The sequence below is a fragment of the Tessaracoccus luoxuelianae genome (genome assembly GCF_055326245.1).
This window is the reverse complement of the sequence record NZ_JBUZNO010000012.1, coordinates 33,359-56,784: the sequence shown is the minus strand read 5'-3', so window position 1 is coordinate 56,784 and position 23,426 is coordinate 33,359. Positions and strand designations below refer to the sequence as shown.

Annotated in this window: 19 protein-coding genes; 14 read left to right on the top strand and 5 right to left on the bottom strand. The window is 70.8% G+C overall.

The features are described 5' to 3' along the window. The first annotated feature begins 11 nt into the window (after positions 1-11). From ACZK39_RS15315 to ACZK39_RS15295, 5 genes are all read left to right on the top strand, one after another. Entirely contained in the window at positions 12-488 is a 477-nt protein-coding gene (locus tag ACZK39_RS15315; RefSeq protein WP_463613812.1) for a glutathione peroxidase, read from the top strand. Continuing rightward, on the top strand, positions 485-1,357 hold the full coding sequence (locus ACZK39_RS15310; protein WP_463613811.1) for a DUF1295 domain-containing protein: 873 nt from the start codon (positions 485-487) through the stop codon (positions 1,355-1,357). Before ACZK39_RS15315 ends, ACZK39_RS15310 begins: the two co-directional genes overlap by 4 nt. Next, positions 1,354-2,190: a hypothetical protein gene (locus ACZK39_RS15305; RefSeq protein WP_463613810.1), complete on the top strand. Its 837-nt coding sequence runs from the start codon at positions 1,354-1,356 to the stop codon at positions 2,188-2,190. Before ACZK39_RS15310 ends, ACZK39_RS15305 begins: the two co-directional genes overlap by 4 nt. Next, positions 2,103-3,938, top strand: coding sequence for an FUSC family protein (locus ACZK39_RS15300; protein ID WP_463613809.1), 1,836 nt, complete (start codon positions 2,103-2,105; stop codon positions 3,936-3,938). The genes ACZK39_RS15305 and ACZK39_RS15300 overlap by 88 nt, the downstream gene beginning before the upstream one ends. 135 nt (positions 3,939-4,073) lie before the next feature. Continuing rightward, positions 4,074-4,451, top strand: a complete 378-nt coding sequence (locus ACZK39_RS15295) for a VOC family protein (protein WP_182783288.1) — start codon at positions 4,074-4,076, stop codon at positions 4,449-4,451. A 103-nt stretch (positions 4,452-4,554) separates the two neighbouring features. Here ACZK39_RS15295 and ACZK39_RS15290 read toward each other — a convergent pair whose 3' ends face one another. From ACZK39_RS15290 to ACZK39_RS15280, 3 genes are all read right to left on the bottom strand, one after another. Further along, positions 4,555-5,994, bottom strand: coding sequence for an HNH endonuclease signature motif containing protein (locus ACZK39_RS15290; protein WP_463613808.1), 1,440 nt, complete (start codon positions 5,992-5,994; stop codon positions 4,555-4,557). Between the two features lie 701 nt (positions 5,995-6,695). Then, a complete protein-coding gene (locus ACZK39_RS15285) occupies positions 6,696-8,003 on the bottom strand; it encodes a wax ester/triacylglycerol synthase domain-containing protein (RefSeq protein ID WP_463613807.1) in 1,308 nt (435 codons plus the stop codon). Continuing rightward, complete coding sequence (locus tag ACZK39_RS15280; RefSeq protein ID WP_463613806.1) at positions 7,993-8,469, bottom strand: hypothetical protein; 477 nt, start codon at positions 8,467-8,469, stop codon at positions 7,993-7,995. Before ACZK39_RS15280 ends, ACZK39_RS15285 begins: the two co-directional genes overlap by 11 nt. A gap of 363 nt (positions 8,470-8,832) precedes the next feature. Between ACZK39_RS15280 and ACZK39_RS15275 the strand changes: the two genes are divergently transcribed. From ACZK39_RS15275 to ACZK39_RS15250, 6 genes are all read left to right on the top strand, one after another. Beyond that, positions 8,833-9,126 carry a DUF1905 domain-containing protein gene (locus ACZK39_RS15275; protein WP_463613805.1) on the top strand — a complete coding sequence of 98 codons (294 nt, stop codon included), beginning with the start codon at positions 8,833-8,835 and terminating at the stop codon, positions 9,124-9,126. Positions 9,127-9,282: 156 nt separating this feature from the next. Further along, positions 9,283-10,794, top strand: a complete 1,512-nt coding sequence (locus ACZK39_RS15270; RefSeq protein WP_463613804.1) for a hypothetical protein — start codon at positions 9,283-9,285, stop codon at positions 10,792-10,794. Between the two features lie 123 nt (positions 10,795-10,917). Continuing rightward, positions 10,918-11,625 carry a DUF4336 domain-containing protein gene (locus ACZK39_RS15265; RefSeq protein WP_182800386.1) on the top strand — a complete coding sequence of 236 codons (708 nt, stop codon included), beginning with the start codon at positions 10,918-10,920 and terminating at the stop codon, positions 11,623-11,625. A 22-nt stretch (positions 11,626-11,647) separates the two neighbouring features. Further along, positions 11,648-14,476: a PEP/pyruvate-binding domain-containing protein gene (locus tag ACZK39_RS15260; protein ID WP_463613803.1), complete on the top strand. Its 2,829-nt coding sequence runs from the start codon at positions 11,648-11,650 to the stop codon at positions 14,474-14,476. Then, complete coding sequence (locus ACZK39_RS15255) at positions 14,457-15,734, top strand: multidrug effflux MFS transporter (RefSeq protein WP_463613802.1); 1,278 nt, start codon at positions 14,457-14,459, stop codon at positions 15,732-15,734. Before ACZK39_RS15260 ends, ACZK39_RS15255 begins: the two co-directional genes overlap by 20 nt. Positions 15,735-16,353: 619 nt before the next feature. Continuing rightward, positions 16,354-17,871, top strand: coding sequence for a carboxylesterase/lipase family protein (locus ACZK39_RS15250; RefSeq protein WP_463613801.1), 1,518 nt, complete (start codon positions 16,354-16,356; stop codon positions 17,869-17,871). A 67-nt stretch (positions 17,872-17,938) separates the two neighbouring features. On the opposite strand, the gene ACZK39_RS15245 is transcribed toward ACZK39_RS15250, so the two are convergent. Continuing rightward, entirely contained in the window at positions 17,939-18,757 is an 819-nt protein-coding gene (locus ACZK39_RS15245; RefSeq protein WP_463613800.1) for a hypothetical protein, read from the bottom strand. 237 nt (positions 18,758-18,994) lie between these two features. On the opposite strand from ACZK39_RS15245, the gene ACZK39_RS15240 reads away from it, so the two are divergent. After that, positions 18,995-20,164: an amidohydrolase family protein gene (locus ACZK39_RS15240; protein WP_463613799.1), complete on the top strand. Its 1,170-nt coding sequence runs from the start codon at positions 18,995-18,997 to the stop codon at positions 20,162-20,164. Here ACZK39_RS15240 and ACZK39_RS15235 read toward each other — a convergent pair. Continuing rightward, positions 20,134-21,036, bottom strand: coding sequence for a cytochrome c biogenesis CcdA family protein (locus tag ACZK39_RS15235; protein WP_463613798.1), 903 nt, complete (start codon positions 21,034-21,036; stop codon positions 20,134-20,136). The two genes, ACZK39_RS15240 and ACZK39_RS15235, sit on opposite strands and share 31 nt — an antisense overlap. Before the next feature lie 167 nt (positions 21,037-21,203). Here ACZK39_RS15235 and ACZK39_RS15230 point away from each other — a divergent pair, with 167 nt between their 5' ends. Continuing rightward, complete coding sequence (locus tag ACZK39_RS15230; RefSeq protein WP_463613797.1) at positions 21,204-21,842, top strand: redoxin domain-containing protein; 639 nt, start codon at positions 21,204-21,206, stop codon at positions 21,840-21,842. Between the two features lie 100 nt (positions 21,843-21,942). After that, positions 21,943-23,406 carry a serine hydrolase domain-containing protein gene (locus ACZK39_RS15225; RefSeq protein WP_463613796.1) on the top strand — a complete coding sequence of 488 codons (1,464 nt, stop codon included), beginning with the start codon at positions 21,943-21,945 and terminating at the stop codon, positions 23,404-23,406. Positions 23,407-23,426 lie beyond the last annotated feature (20 nt).

Sequence of the window (23,426 nt, the reverse complement as noted above, 5' to 3'; positions counted from 1 at the left end):
AGAGTTGGCCCGTGACTAGCCTCTACGAATTCTCCGCGTCCACCCTCTCGGGCCGGGAGCAGTCTCTGTCCGAGTACCGGGGCAACCTCGTCCTTGTGGTCAACACAGCCTCCAAGTGCGGTTTCACCCCTCAGTTCGCCGGCCTGGAGACGCTCCACTCGACCCACTCGGGGGATGGCCTCGCTGTACTCGGCTTCCCCTGCGACCAGTTCGCCGATCAGGAGTTCGACGACGCCGCCCAGATCGCCGAGTTCTGCTCACTCAACTACGGAGTGACCTTCCCGATGTTCGGCAAGGTCGACGTCAACGGTGACGACGCGCACCCCCTGTTCGCGTGGCTGCGGGCGGAGGCCCCCGGCCCGCTCGGCGATGCCATCGAGTGGAACTTCACGAAGTTCCTGGTCGACCGAGAGGGTCGCGTCGTGCGTCGCTACGCCCCCAAGGTCGAGCCGTCATCCATCCAGGCCGACATCGCCGCCCTGCTGTGAGCCACTCCCCTGACCGCCAATCGCTCATCGCGCTGCCCCTCGTGGTCCTGATCGGAGCGGTCGTGGCGCTGGCGGGCAGCCAGGGCGGGGCCACCGTCGCTGGATTCCCTGTCTTCGCCATGGCGGTCGCGGCCGCGTTCGTGATCCAGTGGGTCGTGTTCGTCCCTTCGTTCGCGGCGCAGACCGAGCGCTTCTTCGACCTGACCGGCAGCCTGACCTACATCTCGATCACCCTGGGGGTCGTCCTCCTCACCCCTGCCGTCGACGCCCGTGCCCTGCTGCTGGCGGCCCTGGTGCTCGCGTGGGCCGCGCGGCTCGGCACCTTCCTGGTCCGGCGCGTCCACAGGGCCGGCAAGGACGACCGCTTCGACGATCTCAAGCCCTCGCTCGTCCGGTTCCTCAACGTGTGGACGCTCCAGGGCCTGTGGGTGACGCTCACCGCAGCCGCCGCCTGGGTGTCGATCACCTCGGCCACGCGGGTTGGGCTGGACTGGTTCGCCCTGGTCGGGTTCGTGGTCTGGGCCGTGGGCTTCGGGATCGAGATCGTGGCGGACCAGCAGAAGGGCCGTTTCAACGCCAACCCCGACAATGAGGGCAGATTCATCTCCACCGGCCTGTGGGCACGGTCGCGGCACCCGAACTACTTCGGCGAGATCGTGCTCTGGACCGGGGTCGCGATCATCGCGCTGCCCACGCTCCAGGGCTGGCAGTGGGTCGCGCTCGTCTCCCCTCTCTTCGTGACGCTTCTGCTCACCAAGGTGAGCGGCGTCCCGCTGCTGGAGAGGAAGGCCGACACCAAGTGGGGCGGACAGGCCGACTACGAGGCGTACAAGGCGGGCACCCCCGTCCTCGTCCCCAAGCTCTGGTGAGCAGGTTCAGTTGGGCGACGGTGACCCTCGCCCTCACCGTCGCCACCGGTGCGTGGCTGGCGGGACTGCTGCTCGACGCCGGCCCGGCCGCCACACTGGCCGCGGTGTGCGCTATCTTCCTCACCGTGGGAGCCACCGGTGGCTCCCTCCGAGCAGACCTGCGGCTGCTCGTCGTCGTGGGGCCGGTCTTCATCGTCGCTATGACTCTTCCCCGGCTGCTGACCCCGGTCAGCACGGTGGAAGCCCTGGCCAGCCTCTCGGCACTGGTGCTGGTGGCCGGGTTGCTCGGCGCGCGCGGGCCGCGCTGGGCGACGGTGGGGAAGGGCCTGGCGCTTACCGCCCTGATGTCCTACGGCCTGCCGCTGGGCGAGTCCGTCACCACGGGGCAGTTGCTGGCAGGAGCCGTGGCCGCCCTGTCAGCGGTCGTCGTGTTGCGGATCGCGCTCGGGGCGCGAGACCCGAGCGGCCCGGTGCGCGCGAAGGTCGCGGCCGTGCTCGTCGCCCCCCAGCCCGATGTCGCGGGGGCCCTGGTGGCCTGGCTCCAGGACCGTCCGACGGCGTGGCTGGACGAGGCCTGGTCGCGGCTGGCGCCTTCCGATCGATCCGCACCGCCTCGCAGCCCGACGATGAGCGCAGGGCTCTCCTCGACGCCCGCGCCCGCGAGGTGGCCTCGTTGCTCAGGGCCAGCGAACCGGAGGCCTCTGCCGCCCCGGAACAGGCGGGCACGACCGCACGGGACTCCGCCATGGCCGCTCTCGATCGGGCGGCCGATGCGGCCCGAGCCCGGGGCGAGGCCGTGGTGTCGCTGCCGCCCAGCGCGCGGCGTCGGCTGATCGTCGCGGTCTGGCGAGCGCCGTTCTCCTGGCGCTCCGTCCACCTGCGCCACGCCGTCCGGACGTCCGTGGCGGTGCTCACCGCTGCGATTGTCGCGGTGTCGCTGCTTCCCCCCGGGACCTCGTTGGTCTCGACGCTTCTGATGGCGACCTACGGGGTGCTCCAGTCGAGCTGGGCCGGGACACTTCGTCGAGCCTGGCAGCGCGTGGCGGGGGTCGCCGTCGGCGCGGTGGTCTCGGTGGCGGCTTTGTGGATGTTGCCACCGCAGGCCCTCGTGCCGGTGGGGCTTGCCGCCTTGGTGGTGGGCATCGGGACTGTCGCGGCGAACCCCCCGGTGTCCTACGCCGCCTTCGTCGTGGTCACGTTGGGCGTGAACATCGGCGTGAGGGACCTCGATGCCGGGGCGAGCCTCGGGGGCTACCTCGCATCGGTCGGCGTGGCGCTGCTCATCGGGGTGGTGTTCGGCTTCGCGGTGGTTCCCGGGGTGCGCCGGCCGGGCATGGCCGAGCGGGTGGTCGAGGCGCGCGACTCACTCGCGCGGGCCATGGAGTCCCTCGGGAGCGCCCCCAGCCCCCGCGACCCGGCGGCCGACCTGCGCCACATGAGGGCCGCCCTTGTGGCGGCGTCGGCGCTGAGCGCACCGTCGCCGCGGGGTGACCTGACGCCGACTCCGGACCCAGCGACAGTCCAGCGACTCGTCGATTCCTCGAGCGCCCTGGTTGCGCTCGCTGGGATTGTCGCGGCGGAGCGCTCCCCCGAGTCCGTGGCCGCCTTGAGCTTGGCCGCGGCGGTGATCCGCGGCGGCGAGCCGGCGCCTCCAGGCGGCGCCGGGCTCCGTCGTTGCTGGTGCGCCTGGCCAACGAGGTTGCCGCCCGCCTCGACGCCGTGCCCCGCTGAGCGCGACCACCCCGTCAACGGCGACTCCTACGGGCTGCAGTACTGTGCGCCCGTGATCACTCAGCGCCCGCCCCTCCCAATCCTCGCCTGGTCAGCGGTGATCTCGATCCTCGTCACCGTCGCCAGCGTCTCCGGACTGCTCCTCCCTTGGGCCTATGTCCAGGAGACAGCCAACTGGGCGCTGCAGGCCCAGGGTCAGGACGTCGGCAACCTGCTGGCTGTAGTGGCCCTGACGGCGTCGGCGGTCCGGTTCCGCGCCGGTTCGTTCCGGGCCGGGCTGCTCTGGCTCGGCACGCTGCTGTACCTGATCTACGCCTACATCGTCTACGCCATGGCGGTGCACCTCAACGCGCTGTTCCTCGTCTACGTGGCGATCCTCGGCCTCAGCGCCTACGCCGTCGTTTTCACCGCACCCGCCCTCATCGCCCGCGACACGAGCTTTCCCGACGGTGGACGACGCACCCTGGCCGCCTGGACCATGATCGGCACCGGCGCCCTCTTCGCCCTGCTGTGGCTCAGCGACCTGGTGCCCGCCCTCCTCACCGGCCAGGCGCCGGCGAGCCTGACCGAGGCAGGCCTGTGGGTGAACCCCATCCACGTGATCGACCTCGCCGTGGTGCTGCCCGGATTCATCCTCGCGGGCGTGGCGGCGCTGCAGGGCCGCAGGCACGGCCTGTTCTGGCTCGCCCCATGGCTCGCGTTCTCCGTGTTGATGGGCGCCAGCATCGTCGCGGCCATGCTGCTGATCGCCGGGGCCGGCTACCCCGGCACCCTGCCGCCCACGGTGATGGTGTCCATCGTGGTGACGGCCAGCGCGATCGCGCTCTGGCGCTACCTGCGCGCCCTCTGAGGCAAAGTTGCACGGTGGACCGAATGCCGCGCTTGACAGGCACGGGTGATCGCCATGCCTATCGGGAGCGCCGGTGCGCGTGCCAGACTCGGGCGATGACGCCGTCGGACGGGCGGCGCATACAGGAGGACAGGCATGCCGCACGGAGACATCACCCACATCGACATCCCGGTGACGGACCTCGACCAGGCTCAGCGCTTCTACAGCGAGCTGTTCGGCTGGCAGATCGCGGAGTTGCCCGGCTTCGAGGGCTACCCCATGTGGCAGGCCCCGAACAAGATCAGCGGCGGAGGGCTGGCGCCACGCGGTGAGGGTTTCACGCAACCGCGGTCCTACGTCGAGGTGGACTCGATCGACGAGGCCCTCGCCAAAGCCGAGGAGAACGGCGGCCGCGTGCTCATGGCCAAGGCGCCGATCAGCGAGACCAGCTGGTGGGCGATCTTCGAGGATCCCTTCGGCAACCACGTCGGGCTGTACGAGGGGACGACCGACACCCAGGCCCCGGAAGCCTAGGGGTCACCTCCGTTGGTCCACCAGCCCCAGGAGGTCGGGTGGGGCTGGCCGTTCGACGGCGGGCTGAGACGGAGTGCTCACGCGCACGTGACCGCTGGCATGGTCACGCTTCTGAGTTTCCCCAGATTGCGGCGCTGCGGCGGATAAGTTCTTCGAGGTCAGGCATCGGGTGCTCTGGCCCTGCCGGCAGGTCCGGATCAGGCGGGTCGAGGTGGGGTGGGCGTGGTGGTCCCCCGACGCCGGGTGTGAGTTGTTGGAGCCGGTGGCGTTGATGCTGCCTCGGCCTGCGCGCGGGGTCGATGTGGCGCGGTGGGGTGAACCACGGTGTCCCGGTGGCGGGATCCAGGTGCACCTGCCATTGGGATTCCTTCGATTGGAGGGGGTCCGGTTCGACGAGGCGGTGGTGGAACGGGCAGAGCAACACGCCGTTGGCTAGGCATGTTGCGCCGCCTTGCCACCACGGAATGATGTGATGTGCCTCACATGCCGCCGGTGTGGCGGTGCAGCCGGGGAACACACAGCCCTGATCCCGCTCGGTCAGCGAGGCCCGGAGGGCGGGGGTGAACAGGCGATGCGTGCGCCCCACGTCGAGTGGCCGCGATGGGGTGCCCAGCACCATCGGGATCAGGCGCGCGTCGCAGGCCAGGCGGCGGGCCTCCCCCGCCGACAAACCATCGACGCCGCCCGCTCCGAGGACGCTGACTTCACCCAGCCCGGTGGTGAGGGTGTCGTAGTTGAGGGTGATGTGGACTTGTGGACGGTCCACCCCATGCGAGGGGAGGGTGCCGCCACTGGCGGCGTGCTGGGTGAGGAGGACGAGGGCGTCGGCGCGACGCGCGCCGCGGCTGGGGGTCTCGCCGGTGGTGCCGTAGGTGGAGGCGGGTGGCATCAGGGCGTCGAGTTGGGCGGTGAGGAGGGCTGCGTCGGCGAGGGGGAGTTGGCCGGTGATCCGCATCGACCCGTGGAAATCGGGAGACAAGTGCAGGAACCTGTCGCGCCGCGCGGCGGTCTCTTCCCGTGCGAGGCGTTTCGCGTCATCGGCGTCCGAGTGGTCGGGGTCGATCACGTCGACCAGCCGGGCCGCCAGGATGCGTAGTTCTGTGGGGCCGAGGGTGTCGACGTGGGCGAGGATCAGTTCCTGGCATTCGATCAGCTGGGCGCGGGTCAACCGCGATGGGAGTTTGCGCAGCCCGGTCACGATCGCCTCGGCCTGAGCCACGGAGACCACGCCCTCGTTGAGGGCGGCTCCGATCAGCGGGAACCGGTCCCCCAGATCAGACGCGAGCCGCAGCGTCGCGGTGGCCTGGGCGGGGGTGGTGCGCACCGACTGCCGCACCCCGTCGATCACCGCGTCCGCGGCGGAGAGCTTGGCTTCGTGGAGGAGGTACAGACGGAGCCCGGCCAGTTGCGCTTCGGCCTCGGCGATCAACTCCACCAGTCCGGCCAGCCGTTGCACCGCGATCTGGTCTGCGCCGAGCGATCCGGCGGCGCCCCACAGGGCGGCGATGTATCGCTGCCCCAGGTCCACCACCGTCTCGCTCATGTGAACAATTCTGGCACCGGCCACCGACAGAAACGGGCCCAGAGAGCCGCCCCGACGGAAAGAAGTTCGGGCAATTTCGATCTCTGTCGCGAACAGGCCACGAAGATCGAGGCCACCGCGTTCCAAGAAATGAAATACCTTGTCACCCGCGGTTGAGTCCGTTCAGGAGGACCCGTGTTCTCGGGTGCGAACACGTCGGTCAGGTCCTGCTCGACGGTCGGGTCGGCTTCGACACGGGCTGCGCCGCTGCGCGGCTCGGCCCGGCTCACCCAGCGGGATGGGGCGGGTCGGCCACGACGGAGGCTGCGCCCTCCGCGGGCACCCAAGTCCGGTCACGAAGGGTCCCGCGCCTGACAGGCAAAGGGTGGGGGACGGCAGGGCGGCGCCGCGCAGCGGTGCCCAACCCGACGACCACCCAACCGGCATCCCGCCCAAACAGACCCAACCCCAACGCCGCCCTGCCGGCCGGCACCCGGAACAAGACAACGCCACAGGCATGACGAGTGCGGGGAGACGAGAGGCGAGGCCCGGGCGGCCTCAACACCCCAGCCACCGACCAAACCACCAGCCGACAGCAAGACCATGGACAACGGCCGCCCGGACATCGACTCACGGCTCACCGCACCCGACCACAAGATCCGCGTGAAGGTGGTAGTCACAACCCTTCGAGACAGGCCACGCCGCTCCGCGGGCGGCCCGGCTCAGCCGGCGGGTTCGGGCGGCGTTACTGGCGCCGCGATGCGGGTGAGTTCGTCCCCGAGCGCGCGGCCGGCCACCGGCACCGGAAGGGCCTCTGCGTCGGCATGAACGGCCACGCCCAGCCGGCCCGCGTACGACATGGCCGCCACCCCGAACCTGACGTTGCCCTGGATGACGGCCACTGGCCACATCCGCTCCACCGGCGCTCCGGCCACCGTCAGCAGCCGGTCGGGTCCGCGGACGTTGGTGACGAACAGGGCGATGAACCGCTGCCGCCTCGCCAGCCAGGCGAACAGCCGCGAACCCCACCTGGTGCGCGTCAGCTCGAACGTGCCCTGGGCGCGGGCCTCCGCCTTCGCGGCCCGGGTGAGGGCCGCGATCCGGGTCAGCCGCGGCACCGAATCCGGCCCACCCGTGGCTAGCGGCACCAGCATCACCCCCACCGCGTTGCCAGACGCGCCACGTCCCGGCAGCGCCACCGGGACGCTCGCGGGCAGCACCGGCGGCACCGGATGGCCGTCGGCCCGGAGCGCCGCCTCGGCCGCGACGGTCACCGCCGCGAGCAGCGCGTCGTTGACGGTGGCGCCCACACGCTTGGCCGCGCGGGCGAGTGGTTCGAGCTCGATGTCGGCGAAGGCCACGCCGTGCCGAGGCCCGATCGGTCCCAGCAGCACGGTGGGCGGGACTGTGGCCCTGAAGATCGATGACACCCGCGTCACCCCCGTGGCGACCGTCTTCCAGCGCGGCCGACGCTGCGGGGGCTCGGTGGCGGGCGCGGGGGCTGCGGCAGGCACCCCGGGGGCGGTGTTCGGCGGCGTGGCGTCGCCGAACAGGTGCTGCAACAGCCGCACCCCCGCGACACCGTCGGCCACGCAGTGGTGCGCGCGCAGGATGATTCCCGGGCCGTCGGCCCCGGCGCCCGGGACGATCAGCAGCTCCCACAGGGGGCGGTCAAGGGGAAGCGGGTGCGTCATCAGGGTTGCGGCCAGGCCGGCCAGGCCCTCAAGCCCGTCGACCGGCGCCGCCGGCCGGACATGCCAGGTGAGGTCCGGCCGGCAGTCCTCCCACACGAGCGCGCGCCCCTCGGCCTCGACTCGCTGGGCGAACCGGACCAGCCCCAGCGACGAGCTGTCGTCGAGCCTGGCTGCGAGGTCGGCGCGGAGGAGGTCGAGGTCCGCCGCGCCGCCCGCGGACACGAAGCCGCCGACGCCGAGGACTCCGACCACGAGGGGCACGTTGACCTGGTCCGGCGAGTCCATCACCACATTCGAGGCGTCCGAGGCGCTCAAGCGCTCCCGCTCACCCGTCATGGGCTGTCTTCCCGAGCCGGATGAGCTTCCATCCCACCGAGCCGAACCAGATCGGTAGCAGGAGCCCGTAGATGAGGTAGGCGGGGCCGATCATGGGACGGAACGCCTCGCTGAACAGGCCGATCACCCCCGTCACGATGCCGACCACCGCCAACGCCCGGCCGAACATGCCGTCCCACATCACCAGCGACAGCACCAGGATCCCGGCAGCGGTCAGGATCCCGGCCCAGGAGACGGCGTTGGTGGCCGCGATCAGCGCGTCCGCCGCGCTCACCAGAGAATCGCGGTCGGCGTCGTTGCCGGCCGCGGCGTAGGAGTCGCTCAGGACCACCAGCCCGCCGTGCAGAGACTGCGGGCTGCTGCCCAATGCCAACGCGATGGTCTCCGACGCGATCCCGAACAGTCCGCCGATGGCCGCCAGCCCCTTGTTGACCGCCGCGAGGGCCACCGCCAAGGCGCCGAACACCACCAGCGCGGGACCGCCAGTCCGACGAAACTCACCAACTCCACCAGGTAGACCGCCTTGTGGGCGGCGATGTACTCCAGCAGGGGGCGCCCTTCGGTGGGCGGGACCGGTGCGACGAAGACCAGGGTCACCGGCACCAGGACCAGCACCACGAACACCACAGCGGAGATTCCACCGATCCTGTACAGGGGTTGCCAGGACAGGTCGGGGCGGGCAGCTGCCATACGACGATCCTGCTCCCGCCCTCAGGGGCCGTCAAGGGCGCCGCCGACAACTTCACACGGAGGGCACCTCGCAGCGTCGACGTCGCCTCCCTGGCGTGACACACTCAGCGTCACCACGTCACTGGCGAAGGGGTGCTGCATGGAGGACTTCACGTTCACCGCCGAGCTGTGGCGCTGGTCTGGGGACGCCGCCTGGCGGTTCGTCACCGTCCCGTCGGATCTGGCCGACGAGATCCGGATCGTGTCGGGTCCGCCGCGCGGGTTCGGGTCGGTGCGGGTCGAGGTCACCGTCGGCGCAACCACCTGGCGCACCTCGGTGTTCCCGGATTCCAGCGCCGGCACCTACTTCCTGCCGATGAAGAAGGCCGTCCGCGTCGCCGAGGGCCTCGAGGACGGCGACGAGGTCGCGGTGACGCTGCGGCTTGTGGACTGACCCCAGCACGAGGACTTCACGACGGGGCAAGCTCCAGAGGACGGGGTACATACGCGCGACAACGGGGTATTCCCCTATAGGAATCCCTCCCGGTCAGGCTAGGTTCGCCTTGCCAGGCACATACCGGGCTTGCGTCCTACCCCTGAGGAGCACCACATGGAAAGCGCCGAACACGCCTGGATCGGAGACCAGCTCTCCCTCCACTTCCCCGCGACCGTCACGCCCGCCAAGGGCCTTCCGTTGGCGTTGCCCCTCCCAGGCCTGCCGGCCGGAGCACGCCTCACGTATGGGCAGACGATCGCCCTGGCCGGGGACTTCTTCGGCGTGGTCGGGGCGCCGATCAGCACGGCCACCGATCGGAGGGCCGCGTTCACCGCGGCCTTCGCCAGCCTTGGCGGCAACTGGGCCCAGACGTTGCAGATCCTCTCGATCATGGCCGAGGAGATCAGGGCCATCGACGATGCCCTCGCCGCGAAGAAGGATCCCTCGACCGCCTATGCGGTGCTCGGCGACTCCCTGTCGATGCGCTGGAACGTGGTGACCGGGGGCGAGAACGTGGGTGGCCTTCCAGTGGTGATGGGCCGGTACCTCCAGCTCGCCGCCGAGAACTGGGACCACTTCACCGAGTACGCCGTCGCCGCCTACTCGGCGGGGCACGAGCTCGCGATGGAACACGCCGCGGCCGTCCCCGGCGAATCACCGGCAGAGGCCGAGACCCGGATGCAGGAGGCCTATGCCCTCAACGCGTTCGCGGACCACTTCCTCACCGACCTGTTCTCAGCCGGCCATCTGCGCGCCCCTCGCAAGGAGCTTTCAGAGCAGGTCGCCACGCCGATCCCAGGCATGAGCGGCACCATGGGGAGCCTCCTTGTCCGCTGCATGCATGACGAGGACTCCCACAACGGGCTGAAAGTGAGCAACGCGGCCGGGAACTCCTGGGTGGCGTACGGGGACAAGCGGCTGCTCGACAGCGTCTCGGTGGACAATCGTGCCATGGTGGTCCGCGCCACCCAGGCGTCCGCCGACGACGTATGGGGCGCCCACCTCGGCGGCGCGCACCAGTACTCGGCGCTGTCCTTCATCCCCGACCTCACGCGGGTGGCAGACGTCTCGACGAAGGAGAACTTCTCCCCCCTCTTCCACCGCGACGCCGCAAGCGGGGTGGTGCAGCGCCGCAACGACGTGAGCAACCGCAGCGACTTCTCGTGGACCTCCGACTGGTGGGGATGGAGCACGTGGGCGGCGATCATGGCCGGCCAGTCCAGCGCCTTCGCCCCAGTCAAGTGCTACAGCCTTTCCAGCGGGGCGTTCCTCGGCTGGCTCGGGGTCGGCACCGACAACTACGTCGTCCTGGTGGGCGAGGAGAACCAGGCCCACGGGTTGGACTGGTACGCCTACGGCAACGACCTCTACCTCCGCAAGAACACCAGCCCGGCGTACCGCTACATCGGCGAGGGTGTCTACAGCTACGCCGACTGGGGCCTGTGGGGAGGCAACTACAAGAGTCCCGTCATCTACAACCCGGACTCGACGCTCACCTTGAAGGGCGCTCCCGGGCGATCGCTCTATCTGTACAAGGACAACCAGCTCTGCTGGTCCAACGGCGAGACCGACCTCAACTTCGTGCGGGTGGAGCTGCCCTTCGAGGACCAGTACGCGACGTTCTGACCCCTCACAGTCATCGCGGCGGTCCTCTGGGGCCGGGAGCGAGAGGGCGTACCCCTGCAGATCAGTGACTCCCGGCTCCGCCGGGCGCCCCTACGTCAGGTCTCCTCGCCGTAGGCTGTAGCCATGGCTGGGCTCCGGGCGTTGGGCGAGGATCTGTACGTTGTCGAGGGACCGGTCGTGCGCGACATGGGGATCGTCTTCACCACCCGGATGACGGTGGTCCGCCTGGGCGACGGGTCGGTGTGGATCGCCTCACCGGTCCCTGCACCATTCGCCACGATCGCAGAGATCGCCGCATTGGGCCCGGTCCGCCATCTCGTGTCGCCCACCCCCCGGCACTACTGGCGACTCCACGCCTGGCATGCACTCTTCCCGGAAGCAGAGCTGTGGTCGAGCCCGATCACGGCGGTCACTCTCAGGAAGGGTGACCTCCTCAAGGCCGAGATCCTCGGTCAGCATGCACCGGAGGCCTGGGCCGGCGACCTCGACCAGGCCATCGTCCGTGGCAGCGCACCGGTGAGCGAGGTGTTCTTCTTCCACGCCGCGTCCCGCACCCTCCTGGTGGAGGACCTCATCCAGGTGCACGAGCGCAGCCCAGGACACCCCCTCCGCAACGCCCTCATCGCGCTGGGTGGAGTGGCGGCCCCGCGCGGCGGCGTCGCCCGCGACATCAGGCTGACGTTCCGGGATCGCGCCGCGGCACGCCAGTCGATCCGCAGGATCCTGGAGTGGGACTTCGATCAGGTCGTCGTGGCGCACGGGCCGGTGATCACCCAAGCCGGCAGACGAATGGTCGAGGAGGCATTCTCCTGGCTCGGCCCCGGTGACTGAGTCCGCGCTGGTCAGGAGAATGATGGTGTTCACACACGACAAGGCCGGGCGCGTGGGCGCGAGCGACGGCGCGGCAGATCCACGGGAATCGACGGCGGCTGGAGGCCGGTCGGCGCTGACGCTGAGCTTTGACTCACCTGCTGCCACGTTGGAGTCGTGCGGCGGGAAGGGCATCAACCTGGTGCGTCTGACCCGGGCGGGGTTCAGGGTGCCGCCGGGTTTTGTGGTGGCCGCCGATGCGTATCGCGTCTTCGTCGCCGCCAATGACCTGACGACTCGGCTGGGGGACCTCCTCGAAGGGGTGGACGCGGGCGACGCGGCCGCGCTGGAGGCAGCCTCGGGCCTGATCCGGCGGGCCTTCGCCGACGGCGCGATCCCCGTCGAGGTGGTGGAGGCGGTGCGCGCGGCCTGGGAGCAGACGTTTGAGCCGGACTCCGCCCTGGCGGTGCGTTCGTCGGCGACGGCCGAAGACCTGCCGGACCTGTCGTTCGCGGGGCAGCAGGACACCTTCCTCAACGTGGTCGGCCTCGACGCCGTGATGGAGGCCTTGGTGAGCTGCTGGTCGAGCCTGTGGACGGCGCGCGCCATCGGCTACCGGGCCCGCACCGGCATCCCCCACGACGGTGTGGCGCTCGCGGCGGTGGTTCAGCTATTGGTTCCGGCGCGGGCCAGCGGCGTCCTGGTCACCGCCAACCCGCTGACCGGCTCACGCACCGAGACGGTGATCGACGCGACGTGGGGGCTGGGCGAGGCGCTGGTGTCGGGCCAGGTCGAGCCGGACCACTTCGTCGTCGACTCCGGGACCGGCCGGATCACCCGATCGGTGGGCGCGAAGGCGGTGGTCACGACGGCGCTTGCGGGCGGCGGGGTGACCACCTCCGCCCGGGAGCGCGACCCCGAGCCGTCGCTGAGCGATGCCGAGGTGCGCGAGTTGGTGGCTCTGGGGCGATCGGTGGCCGACGAGTACGGGACCCCGCAGGACCTGGAATGGGCCATCGCCGACTCGACCATCTACCTGCTACAGGCGCGCGCCATCACGTCGTTGTACCCGGTCCCCACCGGGGGAGGCGAGGCGCTGTGGTTCTCCTTCGGCGCCATCCAGGGGATGCTGCAGCCGATCACCCCGCTGGGGCGTGACGCGATCACGATGATGCTGTCGGGGGTCACCGAGCTTGTGGGGCCCCGGGTAGACCTGGGGAGGTCCGGCTACCTGACGCCCGCCGGTGAGCGCCTCTGGATTCGGATCGACCGGATCGTCCACCACCGGATTGGAGGCCGGATCCTGCCCAGGGTGTTGCCCATGCTGGAGCCGAGCTTCGGCGAGATCCTGGCCGGGTTGGCGCGGGAAAACGGATGGGCCCCCAGGCCCGGCCGCCCGAGCTGGTCAACCGTGCGGGGTCTGGCGAGGCTCGCGGCCCAGGTGGTGCCGCAGATCCCCGGTTCGATCCTCACCCCGGTGCGTCGACGCCGCGGGATGGATGCCCGGATGGCTGGCCTGCTCGCCGCTGCGCAGCGACGGCAGGTCGAGGCCGGCGCAGAGGACGACCCGTGGGCGCGCCTGGCCGCCAGGGCACGGGCGATGAGGGCGACCCTGGAGGGGTTGTTCCCGGTAGTGGTGCGCGCCTTCATCCCCATCATCGGGCCGGGCATGGCCATGATGGTCCGCGTGAAAGCGACGGCCCACGAAGCCGGCGATCAGGCTCAGGTGTTGGCGATGGAGGTCCTCCGCGGGCTGCCCGGCAACGTCACCACCGAGATGGACCTGGCCCTGTGGCGCACGGCCGCCGACATCCAGGCGGAGCCGGCCTCGATGCGTGCATTCGCGGAGCTGGAGGCCGCCGAGTTGGCGGACCGGTACGCGGCGGGTCAGCTCCCCACCCAGGCCCAGGGAGCGGTCGCGGCCTTCCTCGCGGAATACGGGATGCGTGGCGTCGGGGAGATCGACCTCGGGGTGCCCCGGTGGCGGGAGAACCCGATCGACGTGATGCGCAGCCTGCAGAGCTACACCCAGATCCGCGATCCCGATCAGGCGCCCGACGCCGTGTTCGCGCGCGGCGCGGCGCGCGCCGCGCGGGCCACGGACGAGCTGGCTGCTCTGGTGATCTCCTCCGGCGGCGTGCGGAGCCGCGGCAAGGCGGCCCGCGCCCGGTTCATGGTCGGCAGGATGCGCACTCTCCTGGGCGCCCGGGAGACGCCGAAATTCACGATGATCCGGGCCCTCGGTCTGGTGCGGGAGGGGCTGCTGGCCAGCGGCGGGGATCTGGTGCGCGCCGGCGTGCTGGGTCGGGCCGAGGATGTCTTCTTCCTGCACGTGGACGAGCTCGAGCGGCTCCGGGCCGAGCCGGCCGAGGTGTGGAGGTCCGTCGTGGCCGCGCGCCGGGACCTCGCGGACCGCGAGCGCCGACGCCGGCAGGTCCCGCGCGTGATCGCCGGCGACGGCCGCGCGTTCTACGAGGGGCTGGGCAGCGTCGACGGGGCGATCAGCGGGAGCCCCGTGTCCCCTGGGGTCGCGGAGGGCCTGGTCAGAGTGGTGTTCGACCCCCAGGCCACCCACCTGCTAACCGGGGAGATCCTGGTCTGCCCCGGCACCGACCCGGCCTGGACGCCGCTATTCCTGTCGGCCGGCGGCCTCATCACCGAAGTGGGCGGCATGATGACCCACGGCTCGGTGGTGGCCCGCGAGTATGGCATCCCCGCAGTCGTCGGCGTCCACCAGGCCACCGCGAGACTCCACACCGGGCAGCGGATCCGGCTGGACGGCATGACCGGGACGATCGAGATCCTCGACCAGGCCCTGGACCCCGCCCTCCAGGCCAGTGAGGTGGTCGACGGTGGCGCCGGGGCGCGATGACACGGAGGCGGGACTCGAGGCGCGGGCCGGCGGGTCGCTGTTCGCCGACGCCGGCCTGACGGGCGTCACGGTCGGGGTGCTCGCGCTGCTGTCGGCCATCAACGCCCTGTCAACAAGCGCCTACCTGCCCGCGCTGCCCACGGTGGCCGCGGATCTGGGTGCGTCGACCTCCTCCACGCAACTCACCCTGACCGCCTACCTGCTGGGCATCGCGGTGGGCCAGCTGACCTGGGGGCCGCTGTCGGATGCGGTGGGACGCCGCCGGCCGCTCCTGGTGGGACTGGTGTGCTACATCGCGGCCAGCCTGCTCTGCGCGGCCGCCCCGTCGATCGGGCTGCTCCTCGTGTTCCGGGCGGTGCAGGGGTGGGCCGCGTGCTCCGGTCAGGTGCTGTCGCGGGCGGTGGTCGCCGACCATGCCAGCGGGACCCGCCTGGCTCAGCTGATCACGGTGTTGATGCTGATGGGGGTGATCGCCCCCGTCGCGGCGCCGCTGATCGGTTCCGGGCTGCTTCTGGTGGGCTCGTGGCGGACGGTCTTCATCTTCCTGGGCCTCATGGGCGTGCCGATGGTGGTGGGCGTGATCCTGACCGTGGACGAGTCGTTGCCTCAAGCTGGGCGCCGCCGCGGGGGGCTCGTCGAGCTCGGGCGCACGGTGGGCGGCCTGATCGTGAATCGACGGTTCGTCGGTTACGCGGTGGCGTTGTCGTCGGGGTTCTCGACGATGTTCGTGTTCATGGCCGCCGCCCCTTTCCTGTTCCAGAACCGGCTCGGCCTGTCCGCGCAGCAGTACGCGTGGGTCAACGCCGGGATCGCCACCGGACTCGGCGCGTCCATGGCGCTGGTCCACCGGCACCTGGGGCGTCAGGCGCGAGAGGGCGTGTCGAACCCCGCCGGGACGGCCCGCTTCGGGATCGTGGCGTTGCTGGTCGGGACCTGCTGCACCCTGGCGGCATCCCTCCTGGACGCACCGCTGGCGGTGTGGATCTTCGTGCTGCTGCTGACCGTTGGCAGCCTGGCTCCCATCATGGGGAGCACCATGTCGCTCGCCTTGGGCGAGTCGTCCCACGCGATCGGGACCGGGACGGCTGTCGTCGGCGTGCTTCAGGCCATGCTCGGCGCTCTGGCCGCGCCCTTGGTCGGGTTGGGCGGACCGGAGGCCACGCTCCCGATGGCGCTGACCATGGTGGGGGCGGCGTGCGTCTCCGGCGCGGCGTTCCTCACGGCACGCCGCGCCCAGGCGAATGACTGGGCCCCCTGACGATGGGCGCCCGCGAAGTCGGCTGGCCCGTCCCCATCGCCCCCTGAGGAGGGCCGCCCGCGGAGTCGGCTGGCCCGTCCCCATCGCCCCCTGAGGAGGGCCGTCCGCGGAGCGGCGTGGCCCGTCTCGAAGGGTTGTGACTACCACCTTCACGCAGATCTCACTGTCGGGTGCGGTGAGCCGCGAGTCGATGCCCGAGCGGCCGATGTCCATAGACTGAAGGTTGCTGCCGGTGTGGTCGGTGGTCGGGTTGTTGAGGCCGCCCGGGCATCGCCGCCCGCCTCCCCGCACTTGACTGCCTGTGGCGTTGTCTTGTCGGGGTGCGTGCCGGCAGGGCGGCGTCGGGGTCGGGTCTGCTTGAGCGGATGCCAGCGAGGTGATCGTCGGGTTGGGCACCGCTACGCAGTGCCGCCCCGCCGTCCCCCACCCTTGCTGCCGGGCGCGTGTTCGGCTTGAACAGCAATCCCTTCCTGAGATCCTGCCCTGCACTCGCGAGCAGGTCGTAGGCCCTGGTGCACTCACGGAGACGACCACCGGCTGTTGGTGTTGGCCAGCCGCCGCAACCTCGTGCCGTTACTGTCGGCGTGAGCGCCGTCGCCACAGATCAGGAGGCCATCTCATGACCGATCCCGCCGAGCACACCCTCGTCCAGACCGCAGAGGGGACCGTCCGCGGGGTGTGGCGCGGCACCAGCGCCGCGTTCCTCGGGATCCCGTTCGCGGAGGCCCCCGTCGGGGATCTGCGGTTCCAGGCCCCGGTGCCGCGCTCACCATGGACCGGGGTCCGCGACGCGATCAACTACGGCGCCACCGCTCAACGGCGACCGTTCGGGGAGGTCACCGCGATCCCCGAGCCGAGCATCCCGGGCGACGACATCCTGACCGTCAACGTCTTCACGCCCGCCCCCGGCGACGCCGACGCCGACGCCGCACTGCCCGTGCTGTTCTGGATTCACGGGGGCGGGTACAAGGCGGGCTCGCCGGCAAGCCCGTGGTACGACGGTTTCGCCTTCAACCGCGACGGCGTGGTGACCGTGAGCGTGGGCTACCGGCTGGGCTTCGACGGGTTCGGCGCCGTCGACGGCGCGCCCGCCAACCGCGGTCTGCTGGACCAGATCGAGGGGCTGCGCTGGGTGCAGCGGAATATCGCCGCGTTCGGGGGCGACCCTGCTCGGGTGACCATCGCGGGACAGTCTGCGGGCGGCGGCTCAGTGCTGGCCTTGCTGGCATCCCCGCTTGCCACCGGACTGTTCCATGCCGCCATCAGCCAATCCGGCTCGTTGTCACCCGTCCCGCTGGAGCTGGCGCAGCGCCGCTCCGCACGGATGGCCGAGCTAGCTGGCGTCCCCGCCACGCTGGACGGGTTCCGCGGCTTGACCGAGGACCAGGTGCTGGACGCCGCCGCCCAGCTGGAGGCCCCTCCCACAGGTTCGCCGGGCTCGCCGCAGGACCTGGTCGACGGCCTGGTGGCGGGACCCGGGATCCTGGGGCTGCAGTTCCTCCCGCAGGCCGACCCCGCCTCCCTCCCGGCCGACTGGGTGTCCGCCGTCGCCGCCGACCCGCGCCCGCTCCTCCTCGGCGCGGTGGCGCACGAGTTCACCCTGATCGGCACGGAGCTCGCCCCCGCGCTCGGTGACGCCGACCCCGTGGAGCTGATCCGCGCCAGCCCGCTCGGGGATCTGACCGACGAGCTCGTCGCGGCCCACCCGGAGCTGAGCGGGCCGCTGCTGGTCGGTCAACTCCTGACGGTTTCCACCTTCCGTCGTTGGGTGCCGCAGGTGGCCACGGCCCGCAGCCGAGGACCCCAGGGACCCACCTGGGTGTACGACTTCCGGCGGGCCAATCCGGCCCACGGTCTTGCCACCCACTGTTGCGACCTACCGTTTACCTGGGACAACCTGGCGGATCCGTCTGTGGTGTCCTCGTGCGGCCCCGGCGCCCCGCAGTACCTGGCCGATGCCATGCATGGCGCCTGGGTGCGGTTCGTCACCACGCACGAGGCACCGTGGGCGCCGTGGCGTGCCGAGAGTCCCCGCACGATGGTCTTCGACGCCGCCCCCTCCGAGCGGGACGGGTACGGCTTCGAGACGCGCGCGGCTGGGTCCCCGTCTGCAGGGGTACCGGCAGTACGCGGCTAACGACGGCTCAACGCGCCGCGACGGCCCCCGCGTGAGCGAGGGCCGCCACCGGTGTTGAGGTCCGCTGTCACCGGACGGACTTGCCACCTCCACCGGCGATCACGTCGATGTCGATGTAGGTGAGGTTGTTGAGCGGGTCGACGACGGCGTCGCCGCCGGCCTCACCTTCCTCCGCGACCTCGATCGCGGTGCGGATGATGGTGCTTCCGTCGAACCACGTCTCCTGACCGAGATCAGTGGGCAGGTAGAACGTCACCCGATAGGTGCCAACCGCCGTCGGCTTCCAGCCACCCTGCGACAGACCGTAGATCACCTTGCCGCCCACGTTGAGCTCGCCGGCGAAGGACAACGACACCGGGGTGTCGGCACCCTCCCACGACGTTCCGGCCCAGGAGTAGGTGCCGGTTGGGTCGATCTTCTGGATCACGAGCCTGGCGGTCGGTGAGTAAACAGTCGCCTCGGTGCTGGCGTAGGAGCTGATGGTGATCTCGTCGCCGGTGATCACACCATCGTCAGGGACGAGATCGCTCGCGCACACGCCCTGCACCTCGTCGGGGCTGCTCGGGTTGGCGAGCATCACCATGGAGTAGCCCGTGAGCGGCGAGTCCAGGAGCTTGTAGAGCGAGAGCTCGACCCGGATCGGGCGACCCACCTTCATGTCCACGGACTCGAGGCTGTCGCCCCAGTCGATCTCGTCGACGTACAGCGTCCCTTCAGCGAGTTCGCTCTCGGCCTGCCAGACGTTGCCCAGCGTCTTCTGCGCGAACGGGAACATGCCCGCAGGGCAGGATTCGATGGCGGCTGCCGTCCATGGAACAGTGAGATCTGCCTGCAGTTCCGTGCCCGGAAGGGTCAGCCCGGGGGCGGCGAGATCGCCCCAGATCACCAGCGTAGTCCCACTGGCCTGCTCAAGGTGGAGAAAAGTCCAATGTTTCTGTGCCAGTTTTTCAAGCACCAGGGGTCGACGGCGTTGACTCGCCACGGCTGGCGAGGCGCGCCTCGTCGTCGCGTCGGTCTGCTCTGAGAGAGATTCAGACCAATCACTGGTCCCCGTCGCGTGTCGAGACCGGTCTCCGAGCATCCGCGCCGACACTCGTGAACACATCGAGGGCCAGGAGGCGGGATGACCATCACGGTGGTACGGGCAGGACACATCTTCGACGGGGACCGCTTCCACACCGGAGGCGACGTCGTCATCAACGGTGAGCGCATCGTCGCCGTCTCTGACGGGACCGCCTACGGGCAGGAGGTCGAGCTGGTCGACCACGGCCCGAACTCCACACTGCTTCCCGGCCTCATCGACGCCCACCAGCACGTGACCTGGGACTGCAGCGCTGATCCGGTCGCGTGGTTGACGACGGCCACCGACGACGAACTGCTGGTGCGGGCCCGTGCGAACGCGCGCCAGGCACTGGCCACCGGAACCACGACGGTGCGCGACCTCGGCGACCGCGGCTACGTGTCGCTGCGCCTGAGGGCCGAAACCGCAGCCGACCCGACCGCCGGCCCGAGGCTGCTCGCCTCCGGGCCGCCGCTGACCAGCGCGGGAGGCCACTGCTGGTTCCTCGGGGGTGCCGTCCGCGGCGTGGACGCGATTCGGGCGGAGGTTGCAGAGCGGGCGGAACGCGGATGTGACGTCATCAAGGTGATGGCCACCGGCGGCAACGTGACGCCGGGCTCGCTGCCTCACGAGGCGCAGTTCACTCGTGCGGAGCTGCGGGCCCTGGTGGAGACGGCCCACGGCTTCGGGCTCCCCGTCGCCGCACACGGGCACGGGGTGGAGGGGATCGAGTCGGCGCTCATCGCAGGGGTGGACACCGTCGAGCACGCCTCGTTCATGACGGCGGACTCCGTCGCCGACCGTCCGGACCTGGTCCGCCGGATGGTCGAGGCGGGGGTGTTCGCCGTCGGCACAGCGGGTTCGCTCCCAGGGGGGCAGCTGCCGCCCCGATTGGCGGCGGTGCTGCCGTTGGTCCTGGCTCATGCGCGCCGCATGCACGAGGCTGGGGTGCGGATCGCCGTGGCCACGGACGCGGGCATCGCGCCGTCCAAGCCGTTCAACGTCCAGCCGTACGCGGTGACGGAGGTGGCCCAACTCCTGGGTCTCATCCCGGCGCTCCGCGGGGCCACCTCCATCGCGGCCGACGCGATCGGCCTCGGGGACTCGATCGGCCGGCTCCGCCCCGGTCACACGGCCGACCTCCTCGTCGTCGACGGGAACCTGGAGGCCGGCGCGGAGGCATTGCACAATGTGAAGGCGGTCTACCGCTCGGGCGAGCTTGTCGGCTCCTGAGAAGTCCGAGGCGACTCCACCGGCTGGTGACTACGGCGACGGAGCAGCAGGGTGATCACCGCCGCCCCAGCCAGCAGTGCGGCCGCCACCACGACGAGGCCGGGACCCTCACCCGCGATCCACGCCCCCACGCGCGACGACGCCGCGCTGACCCAAGCGACCGGACCGCCCGTGATCAGGTCGCCCTGGAAGGCGCGGTACTCAACCCAGCCGTACCAGGTCACGTAGGCGCCCGCCAGAACCAGGAATGCCCCCGACAGCCTCTTGACGTGGGGCGCCAACGCGTGAAACCTCCCAGACGCTCCAGCGCCCAGGAGTGCGGTGACCAGAGCCAGCACCGACAGGACCGCACCCATGCCGAACGCGTACCCCAGCAGGGCGACCACACCCACCAGCGGCGAGTTCCCCGAGAGGGAAAAGGCGGAGACGACGGCGGCGAGAAACACCGGCAGGGTGCACGAGAGGGACACCGTCGCATAGATGACGCCGTAAGCGATCATCCCCCGAGGGCTTCCGTCCACCGCGAGCCGGGCCCGCGGGAGATTCAGCGCCAACTCCTTCCCTGCAAGCATGAACGCCCCTGCGACCATGAGGAGGAGCCCGGAGGCGGCGGTCACCACACTCAGCCAGTCCCCCAGCCCCACCGACAGGATCGTGATCAGGAGCCCGGCCACACCGAAGACGAGGACGAAGCCGACCGTGACCGCGACCCCGACACCCAGTGCGCGGGCGACGGCGGCCCGGCGGCCAGACTGCTCCCCGAGGAAGAGCGCAAGGTAGGCGGGCAGCATCGCGAACCCGCACGGGTTGAACGCTGCGATGGCCCCAGCTGAGACGGCAAGCGCCAGCGCGGGGAGCAGGTCGGCGGTCATGACGCGGCTTCGACGCACACTGGGGGGACACGCATGGGGCCTGCTCTCTCAGGGATGACCGACACCTCGTCCAACCCCCGTCCCACGCGAAAGATTCCGGCGATGGCGCGGAATCAGAACAGGGGGTGGTTCGTTGTTGTGACTAGACACCATTGGAGGTCTCCGTCGTGAACCGCTTCACCCTCGTAGCCGCGCTCGTCCTCACCTTGCTCACCGGCGCCTGCACCGCTCAGACCACCGAGGCGGATCCATCGTCGGCGGAGACCAGTGCGGCCTCGCCAGCGGGGACCCCCAACACCTCCCCGACGGGGGGCAGCGAGGAATCCTCAGCGGGCACCGGCAGCGAGGAGGCCCCGATGGCCACCTCGAGCGCGCCGCCGGCCCCGGCTGCTTCGCTGGCGCACCTCGCGGTCGCCACTCTCGACGGCGACACTTTCGACCCCGCGACCATCGAAGGCCAGCCAGTCATCCTCTGGTTCTGGGCCCCGTGGTGCACCATCTGCCGCGCTGAGGCACCCCACATCAACGAGGTGGTCGCTGAGCTTGAGGCGGCGGGCTCCCCCGTGACCCTGATCGGGGTCCCCGGACGCGGCGAGGTGCCGGAGATGGAGGACTTCCTCGACGACACCGCCACTGGCGGACTGACTCATCTCGTCGACTCCGACGGCGCACTCTGGCGCGAGTACGGCGTGGTCTACCAGCCGGCCTTCGCGCTCCTGAGCCCCGACGGCGGGGTCGAGGTCATCAACGGCGCGCTGGGCGCCGACGGGTTGCGGGAGGCAGCCACCAAGGTGGCCCAGGGGTAGGTTTCCGACCCGGGCCAGTCCGTGAAGCCGAGCCCACCAGGCCAGACCCCCGCCGGGTTGGGGTATTGACCCGGGGCTCACCGGTGGCGACGCTGGAGGCATGAAGGGAGTGCTCCCCGTCGACGACGACGCGGGCCCCGCGGACGGACTCAACCCGCCGTCGCCCACGACCGGGCGCCGGCCGGGTCTGCTGGGTGGCGCGCTGCTCGTGTGGCTGGGCATCGCCGCACTCGTCCTGGGGATGGTGCGGGTAGCGGTGGCGCAGCAACCGTTGACGCCCGCCCCCGCGTCGGCGGCCCGATGGGCGGGCCCTGACGAGATCGAAGACTTCGTCGAGCGCAGGGCTGACGAGTTGCGGCTGGCCGGGCTGGCCGTCGTCGTCGTCCGCGATGGGGACGTGTACCAGGAGAGTTACCTCGGCACCGCCGGGGACGGCCGCCCTGTGACCGGCGAAACCCCCTTCGTGCTGGGCTCCACCAGCAAGCAGTTCACGGCGCTCGCCATCCAGCGGCTGATCGCCGACGGGCACCTCAGCCTCGACACCCGAGTCTGCGACGTATTCCCCGACTGGCCCGACGCGGAGGGAACGCTCGGCGCCGTGACCATCGCTGACCTGCTCGGGCACACCTCAGGCCTCTCCACCACAGCCGGGCTGGGCCAGTGGGGGTGGTGGCCCGGGAGGCCGACATCGATCGCGGCGAACGCGGAGGCCCTCGCCGAAACCCGCCTTGATCCGCCCGGCACCTACGCGTACTCCAACAGCAACTACGACCTGCTCGGCGCCGTCGTCGAGAAGGTGACCGGGAAGCCGTTCGAGCGCGCCATGGAGAGGCTCGTCTACGCACCGTTGGGCCTGGACCACACGAGCGCCACCGCGACACCGGGCGCCGTCGACGGGTTGGCCGCCGGGCACCATCCGTGGTTCGAGCTGCTCACCGCGCCGACGCCCTGCCCATGCACACCCGGGGCGGTGCCGTCGGCGTTCCAGGTGTCCACGGCCGGCGATCTGACCCTGCTGGTGGGGGCCCACCTCGGGACGGTGACCTCCACCCTTCCCGACGGCGTGCTGGCCGCCGCCCGCGAGCCGCTCGCCACCGTCAGCGCCTACTCGCAGTACGGGTCGGGGTGGGTGGTCCGCCCGCTGTGGGAGCTGAGGGGCGAGGTCGGAGATCCGGTCGACGCCAGCCTCGACGGCGAGTCCCTTCCCATCTGCGTCGACCATCTGGGCAGCACCTACCGGTCCCAGTCCTACCTGCTGGCATGCCCCACGCTCGGGTTCGGCATTGTCGCGGTGACCAACACGGGGCGGGCCTGGACACCACGCGCTGGGCGCGGTTCCAGTCCGAGCTCCTGCACCTCACGCTGGGGACGCCGGCTCCCCCGCCGTCGTTCAACCCCGTCGAGGCCAACGCGGCCCTACTGGTTCTGGGCTCACTGCTGGCGCAGAGCCTCTCGGTGGTTCCGCTGCTCGGACGACGGCGCAGTGTGGCGCGCTCGCTCGTCGCCGTGGTGGGGGCGGCGGCGGCAATGGCGCTGTGGTGGGGGTACGCGCCGGCGCGCCTGATGCCGGGTGCCGATCGCCTC

Bases quoted from the DNA above. Each gene is read 5' to 3' on its own strand.
- ACZK39_RS15285 (WP_463613807.1), bottom strand. From the start codon at position 8,003: ATGACGGGTGAGCGGGAGCGCTTGAGCGCCTCGGACGCCTCGAATGTG.
- ACZK39_RS15275 (WP_463613805.1), top strand. From the start codon at position 8,833: ATGGAGGACTTCACGTTCACCGCCGAGCTGTGGCGCTGGTCTGGGGAC.
- ACZK39_RS15265 (WP_182800386.1), top strand. From the start codon at position 10,918: ATGGCTGGGCTCCGGGCGTTGGGCGAGGATCTGTACGTTGTCGAGGGA.
- ACZK39_RS15225 (WP_463613796.1), top strand. From the start codon at position 21,943: ATGAAGGGAGTGCTCCCCGTCGACGACGACGCGGGCCCCGCGGACGGA.
- ACZK39_RS15235 (WP_463613798.1), bottom strand. From the start codon at position 21,036: ATGACCGCCGACCTGCTCCCCGCGCTGGCGCTTGCCGTCTCAGCTGGG.
- ACZK39_RS15290 (WP_463613808.1), bottom strand. From the start codon at position 5,994: ATGAGCGAGACGGTGGTGGACCTGGGGCAGCGATACATCGCCGCCCTG.
- ACZK39_RS15295 (WP_182783288.1), top strand. From the start codon at position 4,074: ATGCCGCACGGAGACATCACCCACATCGACATCCCGGTGACGGACCTC.
- ACZK39_RS15250 (WP_463613801.1), top strand. From the start codon at position 16,354: ATGACCGATCCCGCCGAGCACACCCTCGTCCAGACCGCAGAGGGGACC.
- ACZK39_RS15300 (WP_463613809.1), top strand. From the start codon at position 2,103: ATGGCCGCTCTCGATCGGGCGGCCGATGCGGCCCGAGCCCGGGGCGAG.
- ACZK39_RS15270 (WP_463613804.1), top strand. From the start codon at position 9,283: ATGGAAAGCGCCGAACACGCCTGGATCGGAGACCAGCTCTCCCTCCAC.
- ACZK39_RS15260 (WP_463613803.1), top strand. From the start codon at position 11,648: ATGGTGTTCACACACGACAAGGCCGGGCGCGTGGGCGCGAGCGACGGC.
- ACZK39_RS15240 (WP_463613799.1), top strand. From the start codon at position 18,995: ATGACCATCACGGTGGTACGGGCAGGACACATCTTCGACGGGGACCGC.